A 15,412-nucleotide genomic window follows, 5' to 3' on the forward strand; every position below is an offset into this window, starting at 1 on the left:
TGAGAATTATGAGGAAATATATACAGATAATAAGTTTTCTGCTGGCTGCGGTTACATTAAGCGGATGTGAAAACTGGCTGGACGTGAAACCTGAAACTGAAGTGAATGAGGATGATATGTTCAATACCGAGCAAGGGTTTATGGATGCGTTGTACGGAATATATGTAAACATGGGAAAAAGCGATTTATATGGAGGTACGTTACAGACTGCCCTGGACATGACGGCTCAGTACTATAGTTATTATGATATTTCTGAATGTCCTTACGGGCACTATCAAACCTTCGAATATGAGCATCCCTCTTGTACAGCTATATCCGATGCTTTATGGATGCGTATTTATTATTGTATCGGTCTGACGAATAATTTACTGAAATACCTGGATAAACCTGAAGCGGTACAGATTTGTAGCAATTATGATTATTTGAGAGGAGAAGCGCTGGCTCTGCGGGCCTATCTGCATTTTGAATTAATCCGGATTTTTGCACCGGATGTGAAGAAAAATCCTGAATATAAGTCGATCCCCTATCGGAAAACTTTTTCACCGGATATCGAACCTCAGTTAAAAGTTAAAGAGGTGTATCAGGAGATTCTGGCTGACCTGACTGAAGCAAAACAACTTTTATCCAACGATGTGATCCGGACAAATGGTCCCGACTGGTTGGGAGAAAGTGAAAAGAAAGAAGAATCGGACGATGTAACTGATAAGAATGAGGGTTATTATACATCCGATTTTCTGAAAACAAGGAAATACCGGATGAATTATTATGCCGTATTAGGGACACTGGCACGGGTACACCTGACTTTAGGGACAACCGACGATATGGAGAAAGCCTATGATTATGCGATGGAAGTCATCGAAAGCGGTAAATTCCGGCCCATTCAGGAAGAACATATTCTGGTGAGTGGCGAACAGGCGAAATACAGGGATATTCTGTTTACCGACGAATTTATTTTCGGATTATATTCAGCACAGGTAGATGCTTTTTATAAGTCGAATTTCGATGAATCTTATGGAGTTAAAAAGATTTTAATCAATAAATTGAGTGATATTTATGGGCAGGGAACACGTGATCTGCGTCAGACACATTGGTTTAAAACATCCTGGGGCACTTCTTATTTATTGAAACATAATGCGGATTTGGAGTATGCCAAAGAAAAGGTGAGGATGATAACATTGGCTGAAATGTATTACATCGCTGCCGAAGCTCATCCCGCCGAAGCATACGATTTGTTGGAGGAGATTTTGCCTTCCCGTGAAATTCATCGTTCTTTGCCGGTGAATGCCGGCCGGACGGAAGTATTGACCGAAGTGTTGAAAGAATACCGCAAGGAATATATCGGAGATGGACAGTTCTTTTATGCTTATAAACGCCTGATTGAAGAGGAAGCGGCTATCCTTCCTTTAGGTATAAATATTCCGAATGAAAATAAAGTTCTGGTATGGCCTTTACCACAGGATGAAATTAAATATGGGGACCGGGAATCCGGAATTTGGAAAACTGAAAAATAAATAATTATGAAAAATAAAATAATCATCGCTTTGGTGGCTGTCATTGCTTGGTTAGGACAGTCGTGCGAAACAGATCCTGCTTTCGATTTTAAAGATGACGGTAAGATATATTTCAAATATCCGAAAAAAATAAACGATTTAGGAATAGAAACAGATCTGTTGGTGGATAGTATTGTTCATACTGTATATGGGAAAGACCTTCCGGATGGGAAAGATACTTTGTGGATTCAATTACAGATTATGGGAGCCCGTAAAGATTTCGACAGAAATTATAAAGTGGTCGTTGTTGCCGATAGCAGTACCGGTAAGGAAGGTGTGGATTTCGATAAGTTAGCGGATGAATATATCTTTCACCGTAACGTCGGCGTGGATTCGTTCCCTTTGGTGCTGAATAAACAGGCCTTTGAGAAAGTTTTTAACCGGAATGTTTTGTTAAAACTCGAACCGACAGAAGATTTAGGGATTGCTTATGTTGAATTTTCAACCCTGAAAGTGAATTTCAGTGCTTATGTGCTGGAACCCGATTGGTGGTGGGCTTTTGAATTTATCCTGGGGGAATACCATCCGTTGAAATATGAGAAAGTGGTCGAAGTGTATGGAAGTGAGGAAATCGACCCTTATGGGAATAATCCTTATTGTGCTTATGTAGCTAATGTTGTCCGCGAATATTTTGAAAATAATATCGTGATCGATCCTTTTACCGGTAAACGCCTGGAAATATAGTATGCTAATTAAAAAAATGATGAACTTATGAATAATATAAGAATATATGCCTTTTTCTGGATGATTGTGCTTCTTACAGTTTCCTGTTATGAGGATAAAGGAAATTATGACTATCATCCGATCAATGAAGTAAAAATATCGGGGATTAAAGAAGACCCTTACGAAATATTGCGCTGGGATACCTTGAAAATTCCGGTTACTTTAGAAAATAGCCTGAATGAGAAAGCTAAATTGATTTATGCCTGGTATCTGGATCAGAAAAAGATTGCGGAAACCGAGGACCTTTGTTATGTTGTGTCGGATAAGGCTAAAAAATATCAGGCTCGTATGGAAGTTACTTTGCCGGAAGATGATAGTGTCCGTTTTTTTGCTGATTTTGAGGTTCAGGTTTTCTCACCCTATTCAAAAGGACTATTGTTATTGAGTGATTATGAGGATTATCCGGAAGTTTCTTTTATGAGCACATTGAATAATCCGACTAATAAAATCATGCGGGATGTGTATAGTTTGGAGAATAAGAGAGAGTTGAAGGGGAAGGCCTTAGCAATAGAGCAGTCCGATGAATACTCTTATGGTGGAACTGTTTTTGTACATACTTCAGCTTCCTCTCATGAGTTGGATCCTGTACTATTTAAAGAGATTGCCTTGTTCGACGAAAATTCATTTACCGGGCCTGCCCAGGAATATGATATGGTGTATTGCCGGTTTGAAGATGCGATTACCGAATTCGGAGGGGCTATCGGTAAAGATGGGATTATTTATCCTAAACAGGCCCGTCAAAACCGTTATATGGCTTCTTCTTTAAAACCGATCCACGTCGAAGGAGATGAAGAAAGATTGGTGGACTATCGGTTGTCTCCGATGCTTTTGAATACCCGGAATTCTACTTTGGGGTATGATAATCTGTCGGGGCGGTTTATGTATTTTATGAATAGTTACGATATCCCTTCTTATGATGAAAATCAGTATGATGAAGTTCGGATATCGGAGACTTATATCGGACTTCCCTGGCTGGGATGGGGAAAAAATATGTCTGGCGGAACATATCAGTTCAGTTCTTTATTTTATGATCCGGTTACTGATCGGGCTGCACTGGCCCGGGCCCATACCGCTACAGGAAAATTGAAAGGACAGGATTCGCTGGTTTTTCTGTCCGGTCATCATTTAGCCGAAGGTTCGGTTATGGCCGTTAATTCCGGTATCAATTGGTTGTATTATTCGGATGGAGGCCGTCAGCTTTATGTGTTGAATTTATCGGATCCTGATTTTAAGTTTCCTTCTATCCCTTTCGAATGTGCTTTACCGGATAATTGCCGGATAACGATGCTGAAAGTATCTGTCGATAATTTGGCCTTGTTTGTCGGAGTGGAGACAGACAGACCGGAGAAATACAAAGGAGATGTGTATAAGATAAATGCAAAAGACGGGACAATTCTCGAACATTATCAGCGTTTCGGCGGGACACCGGTGGATATGGTCGAAAAGAAATCTGTCGAATATGATGTCGAGGAGTGAGGGGTAGGAGGTAAAAAATGAAAAAACGGTAAAATTTTAAGAAATGAAGCAAGTTTATTTTATCATAGCAATGCTGTGTGGATTGGCCTTGGGTGGGCAGGCACAGGGAATACGCTTTGCAGAAGGAAGTTGGAAAGAACTGTTGGAAACAGCGAAAAAGGAAGGAAAATTGATCTTTGTGGATTGTTATACGGAATGGTGCCAGCCTTGTAAGCAAATGGAACAGCAGGTTTTTCCGTCGAAAAAAGTGGGGAAGTTTTACAACGAGCATTTTATAAATGTGAAGATGGATATGGAAAAAGGAGAGGGACCGGTGATTTTGAATACTTATAAAATCAATGCCTTCCCGACCCTTTTGTTTGTCAATGGCGAAGGTGGTGAAGTTTACCGGATTGTAGGCAGCAAAAAGGAAGCGGAATTGTTGCAGGTAGGTGCTGATGCATTGGCTTCGAAAACCGTTTATCCGGTCAATCCGCAGGCTCAGCAGCAAATCGCTTTGATCGGACGCGAAATACCTGATTTTTGTTATCGCGATTCGACTGGCAAAGAAGTGAAGTTTTCTTCTTTCCGGGGAAATTATGTGTACGTGGATATGTGGGCCACCTGGTGCCGGCCTTGTTGTGAGGAGATTCCTTATATGGGCGAATTGGAAAAGAAATTTCACGGTAAGAAAATCTGTTTTGTCAGTCTTTCCTGTGATAAGGATTTACAGGCCTGGAAGAAGAAACTCAGAACCGACCGGATGGGAGGGATTCAATTGAATTGTGGAGGCGATCCTGCATTTATGAAATTTTTCGGTATTCAGGGAATCCCCCATTTTATTTTGCTCGATCCTGAAGGGAAAGTCGTAAATCCGAATATGAGCCGCCCTTCACAGGAAATAACGGTGGAAACTTTAAGCAGGCTCAAAGGAATTTGAGACTGCTTTACAAGTCTTGATCGGTGATTTCTTTCAGCATATCGATGGGCGGAATTACGGTTTGGATAAAAAATCGTTTTTTAGCCGGCCGGTGTCTGAAAGGAATACAGATTACTGCAAGGGATATACCCTTAAAACCGATAAAGCAGGCCGATATTTCCTCCGATATTCAGCATTTTGTTGAAACCGATGTTACCTTGGGTATATTCGTTGTACTCATATGCATCGTCGATTCGGGGGACATAATCGGCCCTCACTTTCAGGTCCATCCATACCTTGTCCGAGAGTTGAAACAAGAGACCGCCATGAAGCCCCACTCCCGGTGAAAACAGAAACAGGTGTTTTGAAAAAGAAAGGGAGGCAGAATAACCGGTATATTGGCGTCCTACATCGAGCTGGGAGAAATACCCCCCGAACTGAATGCCCAGATAAGGCAAAGTGGTTCTGTTCCATGTCGGGACATAAAAGGTCGCTTCGAGCAGGACCGGGATCAGGTGGTATTTATATTTTTGGGAGACATCGTCTTTGTTTAGATTGACTTTGGTTTTGAAACCGTAATATCCTGCCTCGAAACCTATACCGATCATCTTGTTAATTAGGTATTTGGCCGATACGTTTCCCCCGATACCGTTTTTCAGGATTTTCCCCATATCGCCTGTCGGGTAAAAATATCCGGCATTGATGCCCGGTAAAAATCCGCGGTCGGGACGGTAGTATTGGCCTTTGGCCAGTGTGATTGTGCAGATCAGACAAAACAGATAGATGATTTTTTTCATAATTCGGCTTCTTTAGTCTGTCGTTCTCCGATGTATTTTTCTATTTCCTGCAGCCGTTCGGTAGCATGTTTGTCGCCGATTTTTATTTCCAACGCTTTTTGATAATAGAATTTGGCAATGGCGTAGGCTTTTTCAGCGTAAGCTTTGTCGGCTTTATCTATATTGGTCTGATAGGCTTTGTCTAAGGCAGCCAGTTGTTCGGCTTCAATCAATCGGTCTGTTTCGGCGATCCGTTCCCTGATGCTCTCTTTGTCGGCCGGTGATAAGGTCAATGCTTTTTGGAAATATACCTTGGCAGAAGCATAGTTTTTCTGTTCCAGATTCTTTTCGGCCAGTGTTTTGTTTTTATTGTATTCGGCCAGTCGGGCTTTGTATTTCGAAGAATGGATGATTTGCTCGATCTCTCCGAGGCGTTTACGGGGATAATCTTCGCCCAGGTTAAGTTGATCGGCTTCGGAATAGCGTAGTTTGGCCGCACTGTAGTTTTCGTTTTTGAATGCCTGGTCGGCTTCGGCTATGATCCCGGTGTATTTGAGTTTTAAAGTGTTGATTCTTTCTTCTTCCTGGCGTTGTTTCTCAGCTTCGTCAGCCTGTTGCTTTTCCAGGGCTGCCAGTGCTTGCTCGGCTTTGCCGATCATATTCCGGGGATAGGCTTCTTCCGATTTTAAGGCCAGTGCCTGCCGATAAGTAGTAATGGCCTGGCGGTATTCCTGGGCTTGATAGGAACGGTCGGCTTGGGCGATTGTTTTTTGATAGGTAGCTTCGGCTTCGGCTAATTGCTGTTGTGTTATAGCTTCCTTTTGGGCGATCTCTGCCAATAACCGGTCGATATTACGGATTTGTTCCTGGGGATAAGGCTCTTTTGTCTTGATTTGTTTGGCTGAGGCATACTTTTCTTTAGCCGCCGGGTACTCTTCCCGGCTGAATAAGCTGTCGGCCGCAGCGAGCAGTAGCCGGTAGGTTTGTTCGTTTTGAGGTTCGACACTCTTTCGGGCTTCTTCCAGTTTTGCTTGTTCCTGAGCTTCCGCAATTTTTTGTTTCACCTCTTTGTTGCCGGGCTTCATATTTTGAGCCAGGGTCCAGCTGTCGATGGCTGCCTGCCAGGCTTTCCGGCCGAACGATTCCAGTCCTTTATTGAATAGTTCGGCAAATTTCCGTTCCTGTTCGATGGCGGCGGCATCCCGGGCAGCTAATTGTTTTTTTACAGCTTGTTCGGTTTGGGCGATCCGGTCTTTGATTTTATCTGAATACGATTTGTCGAACGTAAAATCGTCCAGTTCGGCCTGATAGGTCAGTATGGCAATAGGCTGATCGAATATGGATAGATCGATTTTTTCGACACTTGGCAACAGATTGATGATCAACTTGACGGGAGGAAAATCGGGGTTGTTTTCAATGCTTTCTTCCGGTACTTCGGTGTTGATGCTGATAATTTTGGTGATATAACCTGTTTTTTCGAAAGAAATTTTGTAGTCGGCATCGAAGGCGAGTTTCAAATCGAAATGTCCTTTTTTATTCAGCACCTGTTCGTCGAGCTTATTCCCGTTTTTGATTACGACAACCCGCGTTCCTTCCGGGCTGTTATTTGCAATAGCGACGTTGCCGTTGATAGCTGAATGCTGGGCTACGACAAACGGAGAAGACAATAGAATGCCAAGGAGTATAAGCAAGTTTTTCATGTCGGGATCGAATTATTCCACAGTGAGGAATGCTACACATACTCCTGCAAAAATAATAAAAAAGAAAGAAAAAAGCCCCGTTACCGGGGCTTTCTGTTATTTTTTCAGTTTCAACTGAGCTCTTTCGATATATTTTTCAATATCCCGGCCTTCAGGCGATGCCGGATATTCCTGTTCGATTTGCTCGTAGACTTTTAAAGCTCCGCTGTAGTCGTTGGATTTCTCTAAGGCTAAGCCGTTTTTCATCAGGAAAGTAGGAGTTGAAAAATCGTTCGTTTTAGAAGCTGCAGCCTTTTTGTAATTTTCAGCAGCTTTCCGGTATTCTCCTAATTGCATATAAGCATCTCCGATATTGGCTTTAGCTAAGTTGGACAATAATAAATCGTCCGAAGAGAATTTTTCCAGATATTGGATGGCATTCTGATATTCGCCCATATATAAATAAGACAATCCGGCATAATATTTTGCCAGATTACCGCTGGGAGTCGAGCTGTATTTGTCTGCTATTTCGATAAACCCCAGCACATTACCGTCTCCGTTCAGGGCCAGATTGAAAGAATCTTTTTCGAAATAGTTTTGCGCTCCGAAAATCTGGTTGGCAGCTTCTTGGGCATGTGGTTCAGCAATGAATCTGTTGTATCCGAAATATCCGGCAATAATCACTACCAGAACAAGGACGACATTCACAATCATTTTTTGATTTTTTTCAATAAATTGTTCACCACTGGTCAGGGCCTCTTCCAAGTGCTCGAAACCATCCTCGCGTTTTTTCTGTTCTTTTGACATATCTGTAATGTTATAAAGGTTACCGTGTTAACACCTACCGGCTATGCCCGGTTTTACATTATTCTTAATAGCCTGCAAAATTAGCTTTTTTAATTGAAAATCGAAATATCCGGCAGTTTTTTTTCGATCGACTTTAAATAAGCCATTGATTTGGGCGTGTTTTAGGTGAAAAAGACTAATTTTGTCCTGAATTATGAATGCCGGATAAGGAATAGCTTGTTAAATGACACTGAAGGAGTTAAATATCATCAACTTTAAAAATATCGCAGAGGCGACCCTGACTTTTACTTCCGGTTTCAATTGTTTCGTCGGAAATAATGGGGTTGGAAAGACCAATGTCCTGGATGCTATTTATCACCTTTCCATGTGTAAAAGTTATTTTAACCTGCCTGATCTGCAGAATATCCGGCACGAAGAACCTTTTTTCGTTGTGCAGGGAAAATACGAACGCGGGGGAGAAGAACTGACGGTTTATTGTGGAGTGAAACGGGGGCAAAAAAAAGTGTTTAAGAAAAATCAGAAAGCTTATGATAAGTTGTCCGAACATATCGGACTGATCCCTTTAGTAATGATCTCACCCGAAGATTTTATCCTGATCGACGGAGGAAGTGAGGAGAGACGCAAGTTGGTGGACGGTATTATCAGCCAGTGCGACCGGGTTTACCTGCATCGGCTGATTCGTTATAATAAAGCACTTACTCAGCGGAATATGCTGTTGAAATCGGCTGCCGGTAAATTTCTCGATCCTGAAATGCTGGAAGTATGGAACGAGCAATTGGCCGAACATGGAGAAGCGATCCGCCAAAAAAGGATCGCATTTCTGAAGGAATTCCGGTCGGTATTTCAGACTTATTACGAACGGTTGTCTCTGGGGCGGGAAGAAGTATGTCTGGAATACAAACCTTCGGTAAAAGAGGGTGATTTCCTGACGGCTTTGAAACAGGCTGCCGACCGCGACCGATTGTTGACTTACACGACTGTCGGTATTCACCGGGATGATCTGGTTCTGAATATCGGTGACTATGCGGTTCGTAAAATCGGTTCGCAGGGACAGAAAAAGACTTTCCTGATTGCCTTGAAATTAGCACAATACCATTGGTTACACCAGATGAGTGAGGTGAAACCGCTCTTGCTCCTCGATGATATTTTCGATAAACTGGATGCCGACCGGGTAGAACAAATCGTGAAAATCGTAGGAGGAGAGATGTTCGGACAGGTCTTTATCACAGACACCAATCGCGGGCATATCGATGATATACTGAGAGCCCAGGCGGTGGATTATAAGTTGTTTACAGTTACCGGAGGGGAGATTTCCTGATTTTCCGGTCGCATTTGAGATTTAATATTATATTTGCAAGTAATTTGAAAAAGGGAATTCGGTGCCTTGTTTATGAAAGAGGGGAAAACAAAACAAATCGATGAGCTGGTCGACCAGGTGCTTCGTAATATGGGCCTTGAACAGAAATTTAAGGAGCATGAGGTTTGTATGATCTGGCCGGAAGTTGTGGGGCAAATGATTGCCTCCCGGACGAAAAGTGTCCGGGTGATGGATGGCAAGCTCTTCGTCTCTTTCACTTCTGCCGTCGTGAGAAATGAAATTATGATGGTCAAAGAAGGACTGATCAGAGCTCTGAACGAAAAAGTCGGAAAAGAAGTGGTCAAAGAAATGATCATAAACTAATGGATTTACGTAGGAAATAATATGAATCTGATAGACTCGAACGATATATTGAAAGCCTCAAAGTTGAATCGGTTTGGGGGGAATCTGGGCGGAAGCCTGGTGGCGAAGCTGGTGATGTATATCATGCGGCTGAATAAAATCAACAAGCTGTATTCCGATGTATATAGCGATAATCCCGAAGCTTTTCTGGACCGATTGATCGAAGCCCTGGGAGTGACGATCGAAGTGAATGAAGAAGATCTTCAGAAAATACCGAAAGAGGGAGCTTTTATCACCATTTCCAATCATCCTTTCGGTGGGCTTGACGGGATTATCCTGATCAAGTTGTTGAGTAAAATCCGTCCCGATTATAAGGTGATGGCTAACTTTCTGCTGAAGAAGATCGTACCCATCAAAGATTATTTTTTAGGCGTGAATCCTTTCGAGGGACTGAAAGATATTTCGAGTGCCGGGGGATTGAAAGAAGCTTTAAGGCACTTATCGGAAGGAGGGGCGTTGGGGCTGTTTCCTGCAGGAGAGGTATCTGCTTACCAGGCCGACTCGAATTCGATTGAAGATAAAGCGTGGAGCCGTTCTGTGTTGAAGTTGATCCGGAAAGCCGATGTGCCGGTGATCCCGATTTATTTTAAAGGTTCCAATAGTATGTTGTTTCAGATACTCGGTATGATTCATCCGATGCTGCGAACGGTGAAATTACCTTCGGAACTCTTGAATAAGAAAAACCGGGTAATTAAATTACGGGTAGGAAATCCGATTTCTGTAGAAACTCAAAATTCTTTCGCCGATCTGATACAATACGGTAAATTTTTGAGGGCAAAGACTTATCTATTGGGATCTTCGCTCGAAGTGAAAAAATTTTTCCTGAAATCCCAGAAGGCGGAAAAACAGGTCGAACCGGTAGCAAAGGAGACTCCCGTGGAAATTTTACAAAAGGAAATTAAAGATATCATGGAAGACTATCTGTTGTTTTCCATGAAAAATTATACGGTTTATTGTGCTCCCACCATGAAAATTCCGAACATCCTGAACGAGATCGGGCGTTTGCGTGAACTGACGTTCCGGGCTGTCGGCGAGGGCACCAACCGGAGTATCGATCTGGATGAATTCGATTTATACTATTATCATCTGTTTATTTGGGACAACGATACCGACCGGATTGTCGGGGCCTATCGGGTGGGAAAAGGGAAGGATATCATCGACCGTTATGGGATAAAAGGATTTTATATCAATACTCTGTTCAAAATCCGCAAGCAGATCATGCCTGTATTGTATGAGTCGATCGAATTAGGACGTTCTTTTATTATCGAAGACTATCAGCGTAAACCGTTGCCCTTATTTATGCTGTGGAAAGGAATTCTTTACTTCCTGATCAAGAATCCGGAATACCGCTATCTGATCGGGCCGGTGACGATAAGCGGGAAATATTCGGAGGTTTCGAAAGAACTGATTATGAAGTTTATCATCAGAAATCATTGGGATGCCGAGTTGGCCCGGTGTATCTCTCCCCGCTGTAAATATCGGGTAGAGACTCATGATCCCGATGTGGATGTAATGGTGGAAGCTTCGGGGGATAATATCGCTACGCTGGATAAGTTGATCGGTGATATAGAGCCTTCGAGCGATAAACTTCCTATTTTATTGAAGAAATATATTTTATTGAACGGGCGTATTGTCGGTTTCAATATAGACCCTAAATTTAATATGTGCCTGGATGGTTTGTTGATTCTGGATTTGTTCGATGTACCTATGAGTACCATTGAATCTTTGTCGAAAGAGATCAATGATGATACGATTTTGAATCGTTTCTCTTCGGATAATCTGGAAGTATAAGTCCGGATTATAGCGTTTATAAGGTGTATTTTAACTTTGAAGAGCATGTATGATGTTGTTTATATTTTCAGAGGAATACTGATCGGACTGATGGTGTCGGTGCCACTCGGTCCGATGGGTGTACTGATTATACAAAAGACATTACAGAAAGGAGCTTTAGCCGGTTTTGTCGCCGGAATGGGAGCGGCCTGTGCAGATCTTTTTTATGCTACGGTGGCGGCTTTCGGATTAGGATTCGTGATCAATGTCATACAGACTCACGAGTTGATCCTACAGATCATCGGGGGAATTTTTCTGATTATCGTAGGATTGAAAATCTATTTCGATAATCCCTTGAAGCAAATCCGGATGAAAAAGCGGGTCACTAAAAAAGGGTTGCTGGGTGATTTTCTGACCCTTTTTTTTCTGACTGTTTCTAATCCGGTGGCTATTGTCGTTTTTATGGCTGTCTTTGCCGGTGCTTCGGTTTTCGGAGATGATCCTTCGTATCGGATCGAATTGTTTGTTTTGTCCGGCGTGGTGATCGGCGGTGGTTTGTGGTGGTATACGCTTTCGACGCTGGTGAACATTTTCCGGAAGAAATTCCGGCTTCGGGTATTGATCACCATCAACCGGGTGTCCGGGGTATTGATCACCGTGTTGGGAGGCTTGGTGATTTTAGCTGCTTTCGAGCCTTTCCGGTCTTTGTTGCCCGCAGCCTGACCTATTTTTTCACTCTGTTCTGAAAGTGTAGGGAATCTCCCCACGTATCCAGTTGTATTTCGCATCCGCTTCGCTTGACGCTTTCCATCAACCGGCGTGTCGATTCCTCGGCTCCTTCATCCATGCCCGGCTTATTCTCATAGAGGCGGTAGTTGCCCCGGTTGCCGAGGGGAGTGATATTAGGCATGATTACGTTGGCACCGATTTCCAGCGCTTTTTCCCGTCCCTCCGGGTCGATTGCCTGTAAAGCTGTCGTCGCGGCGATATTGATATCAGGCATCAACAGCCGGAGACAACTGACCATATGCAGTCCTAATCTTAAACGTTCCTGTTGGGAAGGAAGGGCTTCCCGGTATCGCCATAGGGGAGTATCCCGGTGTTCCAGATAAGGTCCCATACCCACCATGTCGATATCCATCGATTTCAAAAAAAGCAAATCGTCGGCCAGATCTCCGGTCGTTTGAAAAGGAAGTCCGATCATCACTCCTGTACCGGTTTGGTAACCGCAACGCTGAAGGCTGCGGATACATTCCAGCCGGGTGTGAAAATCATGGAGCTGGCCGGCAGGATGAATTTTTCGGTAGAGTGATTCGTTCGAAGTTTCGATCCGGAGCAGATAGCGGTGAGCTCCTGCATCGAACCATCTCCGGTAGGTGTCTTCGGTTTGTTCTCCCAGCGAGAGAGTGATCCCCAAACGCTGGTTACTCAGGTGTTTGATCTCCCTGACGAGCCGTTCGATGCGTAGGATAAAAGCCGGATCATGGCGTTCGCCACCTTGTAACACCACCGAACCATAGTGATTCCGGTAAGCAAAGATAGCTGCTTCGACGATTTCTTCATCGTTCAGCTCGTAGCGCTGGGCCTGGCTGTTCGATTTCCGGATCCCACAATAAAGGCAATCTTTGATGCATACATTCGAAATCTCGATCAGGCCTCGCATATGAACGCCGTTCCCTATGGTCGCATCCCGAAGCTGTCGGCTATGCCGGAATAATTCTGCTTCCGTTGTATCCCGGCAATCCAACAACGCCACTAAATCTGTTTTGCTAAGTTCCTGTTTTCCCAATATCGTTTTTACCTCCATAGTTGTCTCTTTGACGGTAAAAATACAAAAACAAAAGAGAATCGGTATATTTTGAATTTAATTTATATTTTTAGCCGTTGTTTTGACTCGAAAATTTCGGTGTCGGTAGATTTTTTATCACTTTTGCAAAAATAGAATCGGTGAATAACTCTTTTAAACGGCAGACTTGGGAAGTATAAACGAACATATTATCCGGGATTTTTCGGTAGGACAGGAAAAGGCTTTTCGTATATTATATGAAAAATATGCTCCTGCTTTACGTTATTTTGCTGCGAAATATGTCGAGGAGGGAGAGGTGATCGACGATATCGTACAGGATGTGTTTGTTTGTCTATGGGAGAAAAGAGTTGATTTTAAAACAGAAGAAACGATCAAAGCTTTTTTGTATAAGGCTGTAAAAAATAGTTGTCTGAATACGATCCGGCATCAGGGAGTGAAAGATCGTTATGCCGAAGTGGCTCTCCACGAAGAAGAACTGGAATCTTTTTGGGATCATATCCTGGAAACCGAATTATTCGAATTATTATTAGGAGTTTTCAATGAACTTCCTCCGGCTTGCCGGGAGGTATACCGCCTGAGCCTTGAAGGGAAAAAACATGAAGAAATAGCTGAAATCCTTCAGATTACGGTAAATACCGTCAAAAAACATAAGAATAATGCCAACCATTATATGCGTGAGCGCCTGAAACATATTCTTTCCTTACTGGTTCTTTGTCAATTTCCTTAATAAACCACAGGGACGGGGCATTGGGCTATATTTCCGGGTCGATATTGCATGACCAATCCTTCGATTTCTGTCGGGAATCATTGAATTAAAGATTATTCTACACAGGCCCTGGGGCTCTCGACGAGAATGAAGTGAGTCTCGGCAAACTGAAAGTTTTTTCGCAAAAACTACTCGTTGGCTTAAATTTCTGCAACCCTTGCAACTTCTATTTTTTAGTTAAAATTAAAAAAATGACTTTTTATATTACACCAAAGCAGGGATTGCGTGTTATAATAGAAACAACCTGCGATTGAAGTGATGAATATTAAAACACAACGACACCTGAGCCGATTGATATTCCGTTATCTCCGGGATCGATTGAATGAAGAAGAAAGCCGGGAGCTTGAGCGATGGCGTGCTGCATCTGAAGCACATGAACTTCTTTTTCGGCGTTTGTTATCCTCTGCCCATTGGCAACGGAGTATAGGTCGTTTTGTGAAAAATGAATCCGATACCCAATCCGAATGGGAGATCATCCGGCAAAGAACGGTCGGTCGGGACAGGGGCAAGAGAACGATCCGCTGGTATCGTTATGCCGCAGCTATCTTTCTCCCTTTATTGATTGCCAGTGGTTATTTTATAAAATTGAGTCGTACTCCTCAAGAAAAAACGCTTATTTCAGTACCTTTTATTCCTGGGAAATCCTATGCCGTGCTCGAGTTGGCCGACGGAACGAGTATCGATTTGGGGGAAACAGCTGTCCGGGGACAAATGCAGGGGGGACATTGGGAGGTGAGGTCCGATTCTTTGAAGTATTGCGAAGAGGGAGTAAAGGGAGGGGAAGAATATCATACTTTAAAAGTGCCCCGGGGAGGAGAGTATACCTTGGTTTTAGCCGATGGCTCGAAGGTGTTTTTGAATGCCGAATCCAGCTTGAAATATCCCGTACTGTTTTCGGGCGATCTGCGCAAAGTGAAATTGGAAGGAGAAGCTTATTTCGAGGTAAAACGAAATCCGGAGAAACCGTTTGTCGTCGATATCGGCGGTATGCAGGTCAACGTGTTGGGCACTACTTTCGGTATCAGGGCTTATGCCGATGAAAGAGAAATTCGTACGACCCTGGTCTCGGGCCGGGTAAATGTGTCGGCCGGGAAACAGGTGTATGAGTTGAAACCTTCGGAGCAAGCTGTGTTCGATAAACAAACAGAGGCCGTGAAAGTGGCTGCTGTGGATACTGAGTTGTTTGTGGGTTGGAAAGACGGACGATTGGTGTTCGATAATTGTTCATTAGAGCGGATTTTGAAAGACTTGGGGCGTTGGTATTCATTCGAGGTGTTTTATGCCACTTCCGCAGCAAAAGAAATACCTTTTTCTTTGAATATCCGGAAGCATGAGAAATTTGCTCAGGTACTGGAACTAATGCAGAGTACAGGAAAAATACAATTCGAAATAAATAAAAATACAGTGATTGTCAGATAATACAAAGGCAGTGCTGCTAAC

Annotated in this window: 14 protein-coding genes; 10 read left to right on the forward strand and 4 right to left on the reverse strand. The window is 43.1% G+C overall.

Annotation, left to right across the window (positions count from 1 at the left end; all coding sequences use genetic code 11):
• Nucleotides 1–8: 8 nt before the first annotated feature.
• From AC5RDS_RS08580 to AC5RDS_RS08595, 4 genes are read left to right on the forward strand one after another with little or no spacing between them, the layout of a single operon-like run.
• Nucleotides 9–1,511 carry a RagB/SusD family nutrient uptake outer membrane protein gene (locus AC5RDS_RS08580; RefSeq protein WP_494222297.1) on the forward strand — a complete coding sequence of 501 codons (1,503 nt, stop codon included), beginning with the start codon at nucleotides 9–11 and terminating at the stop codon, nucleotides 1,509–1,511.
• Between the two features lie 6 nt (nucleotides 1,512–1,517).
• Entirely contained in the window at nucleotides 1,518–2,234 is a 717-nt protein-coding gene (locus AC5RDS_RS08585) for a DUF4843 domain-containing protein (protein ID WP_118404561.1), read from the forward strand.
• Nucleotides 2,235–2,261: 27 nt separating this feature from the next.
• Nucleotides 2,262–3,749 (forward strand): PKD-like family lipoprotein, encoded by a 1,488-nt coding sequence (locus AC5RDS_RS08590; protein WP_113028507.1) that lies wholly within the window; start codon nucleotides 2,262–2,264, stop codon nucleotides 3,747–3,749.
• A 43-nt stretch (nucleotides 3,750–3,792) separates the two neighbouring features.
• The gene (locus AC5RDS_RS08595) at nucleotides 3,793–4,668 is read left to right on the forward strand and encodes a TlpA family protein disulfide reductase (protein ID WP_022161100.1); all 876 of its coding nucleotides are present in this window, start codon (nucleotides 3,793–3,795) and stop codon (nucleotides 4,666–4,668) included.
• Nucleotides 4,669–4,799: 131 nt separating this feature from the next.
• Here AC5RDS_RS08595 and AC5RDS_RS08600 read toward each other — a convergent pair whose 3' ends face one another.
• The 3 genes from AC5RDS_RS08600 to AC5RDS_RS08610 form a co-directional block, all read right to left on the reverse strand.
• Complete coding sequence (locus AC5RDS_RS08600) at nucleotides 4,800–5,444, reverse strand: putative outer membrane beta-barrel protein (protein ID WP_013612483.1); 645 nt, start codon at nucleotides 5,442–5,444, stop codon at nucleotides 4,800–4,802.
• On the reverse strand, nucleotides 5,441–7,123 hold the full coding sequence (locus tag AC5RDS_RS08605) for a hypothetical protein (protein WP_147348745.1): 1,683 nt from the start codon (nucleotides 7,121–7,123) through the stop codon (nucleotides 5,441–5,443). Before AC5RDS_RS08605 ends, AC5RDS_RS08600 begins: the two co-directional genes overlap by 4 nt.
• Before the next feature lie 96 nt (nucleotides 7,124–7,219).
• Complete coding sequence (locus tag AC5RDS_RS08610) at nucleotides 7,220–7,909, reverse strand: tetratricopeptide repeat protein (protein ID WP_013612481.1); 690 nt, start codon at nucleotides 7,907–7,909, stop codon at nucleotides 7,220–7,222.
• A 223-nt stretch (nucleotides 7,910–8,132) separates the two neighbouring features.
• On the opposite strand from AC5RDS_RS08610, the gene recF reads away from it, so the two are divergent.
• The 4 genes from recF (at nucleotide 8,133) to AC5RDS_RS08630 (ending at nucleotide 12,122) form a co-directional block, all read left to right on the forward strand.
• Nucleotides 8,133–9,227 (forward strand): DNA replication/repair protein RecF, encoded by a 1,095-nt coding sequence (gene recF / locus AC5RDS_RS08615; RefSeq protein ID WP_306442663.1) that lies wholly within the window; start codon nucleotides 8,133–8,135, stop codon nucleotides 9,225–9,227.
• A gap of 72 nt (nucleotides 9,228–9,299) precedes the next feature.
• Nucleotides 9,300–9,590 carry a DciA family protein gene (locus tag AC5RDS_RS08620; RefSeq protein WP_013612479.1) on the forward strand — a complete coding sequence of 97 codons (291 nt, stop codon included), beginning with the start codon at nucleotides 9,300–9,302 and terminating at the stop codon, nucleotides 9,588–9,590.
• A 21-nt stretch (nucleotides 9,591–9,611) separates the two neighbouring features.
• Nucleotides 9,612–11,420, forward strand: a complete 1,809-nt coding sequence (locus AC5RDS_RS08625) for a bifunctional lysophospholipid acyltransferase family protein/GNAT family N-acetyltransferase (RefSeq protein ID WP_013612478.1) — start codon at nucleotides 9,612–9,614, stop codon at nucleotides 11,418–11,420.
• A 45-nt stretch (nucleotides 11,421–11,465) separates the two neighbouring features.
• Entirely contained in the window at nucleotides 11,466–12,122 is a 657-nt protein-coding gene (locus AC5RDS_RS08630) for a LysE family translocator (RefSeq protein ID WP_013612477.1), read from the forward strand.
• A gap of 1 nt (nucleotide 12,123) precedes the next feature.
• Here the strand turns inward: AC5RDS_RS08630 and hydE are convergent, their stop codons facing one another.
• Complete coding sequence (hydE, locus tag AC5RDS_RS08635; RefSeq protein WP_013612476.1) at nucleotides 12,124–13,206, reverse strand: [FeFe] hydrogenase H-cluster radical SAM maturase HydE; 1,083 nt, start codon at nucleotides 13,204–13,206, stop codon at nucleotides 12,124–12,126.
• Between the two features lie 166 nt (nucleotides 13,207–13,372).
• On the opposite strand from hydE, the gene AC5RDS_RS08640 reads away from it, so the two are divergent.
• Entirely contained in the window at nucleotides 13,373–13,933 is a 561-nt protein-coding gene (locus tag AC5RDS_RS08640; protein WP_013612475.1) for an RNA polymerase sigma-70 factor, read from the forward strand.
• A gap of 297 nt (nucleotides 13,934–14,230) precedes the next feature.
• Nucleotides 14,231–15,391 (forward strand): FecR family protein, encoded by a 1,161-nt coding sequence (locus AC5RDS_RS08645; protein ID WP_494222298.1) that lies wholly within the window; start codon nucleotides 14,231–14,233, stop codon nucleotides 15,389–15,391.
• Nucleotides 15,392–15,412: the final 21 nt, after the last annotated feature.

The sequence above is a fragment of the Odoribacter sp. genome, assembly GCF_985060555.1.

Bases quoted from the DNA above. Each gene is read 5' to 3' on its own strand.
- AC5RDS_RS08610 (WP_013612481.1), bottom strand. From the start codon at position 7,909: ATGTCAAAAGAACAGAAAAAACGCGAGGATGGTTTCGAGCACTTGGAA.
- AC5RDS_RS08595 (WP_022161100.1), top strand. From the start codon at position 3,793: ATGAAGCAAGTTTATTTTATCATAGCAATGCTGTGTGGATTGGCCTTG.
- AC5RDS_RS08580 (WP_494222297.1), top strand. From the start codon at position 9: ATGAGGAAATATATACAGATAATAAGTTTTCTGCTGGCTGCGGTTACA.
- AC5RDS_RS08630 (WP_013612477.1), top strand. From the start codon at position 11,466: ATGTATGATGTTGTTTATATTTTCAGAGGAATACTGATCGGACTGATG.
- AC5RDS_RS08600 (WP_013612483.1), bottom strand. From the start codon at position 5,444: ATGAAAAAAATCATCTATCTGTTTTGTCTGATCTGCACAATCACACTG.
- AC5RDS_RS08645 (WP_494222298.1), top strand. From the start codon at position 14,231: ATGAATATTAAAACACAACGACACCTGAGCCGATTGATATTCCGTTAT.
- AC5RDS_RS08625 (WP_013612478.1), top strand. From the start codon at position 9,612: ATGAATCTGATAGACTCGAACGATATATTGAAAGCCTCAAAGTTGAAT.
- AC5RDS_RS08605 (WP_147348745.1), bottom strand. From the start codon at position 7,123: ATGAAAAACTTGCTTATACTCCTTGGCATTCTATTGTCTTCTCCGTTT.
- AC5RDS_RS08590 (WP_113028507.1), top strand. From the start codon at position 2,262: ATGAATAATATAAGAATATATGCCTTTTTCTGGATGATTGTGCTTCTT.
- recF (WP_306442663.1), top strand. From the start codon at position 8,133: ATGACACTGAAGGAGTTAAATATCATCAACTTTAAAAATATCGCAGAG.
- AC5RDS_RS08585 (WP_118404561.1), top strand. From the start codon at position 1,518: ATGAAAAATAAAATAATCATCGCTTTGGTGGCTGTCATTGCTTGGTTA.
- AC5RDS_RS08620 (WP_013612479.1), top strand. From the start codon at position 9,300: ATGAAAGAGGGGAAAACAAAACAAATCGATGAGCTGGTCGACCAGGTG.
- hydE (WP_013612476.1), bottom strand. From the start codon at position 13,206: ATGGAGGTAAAAACGATATTGGGAAAACAGGAACTTAGCAAAACAGAT.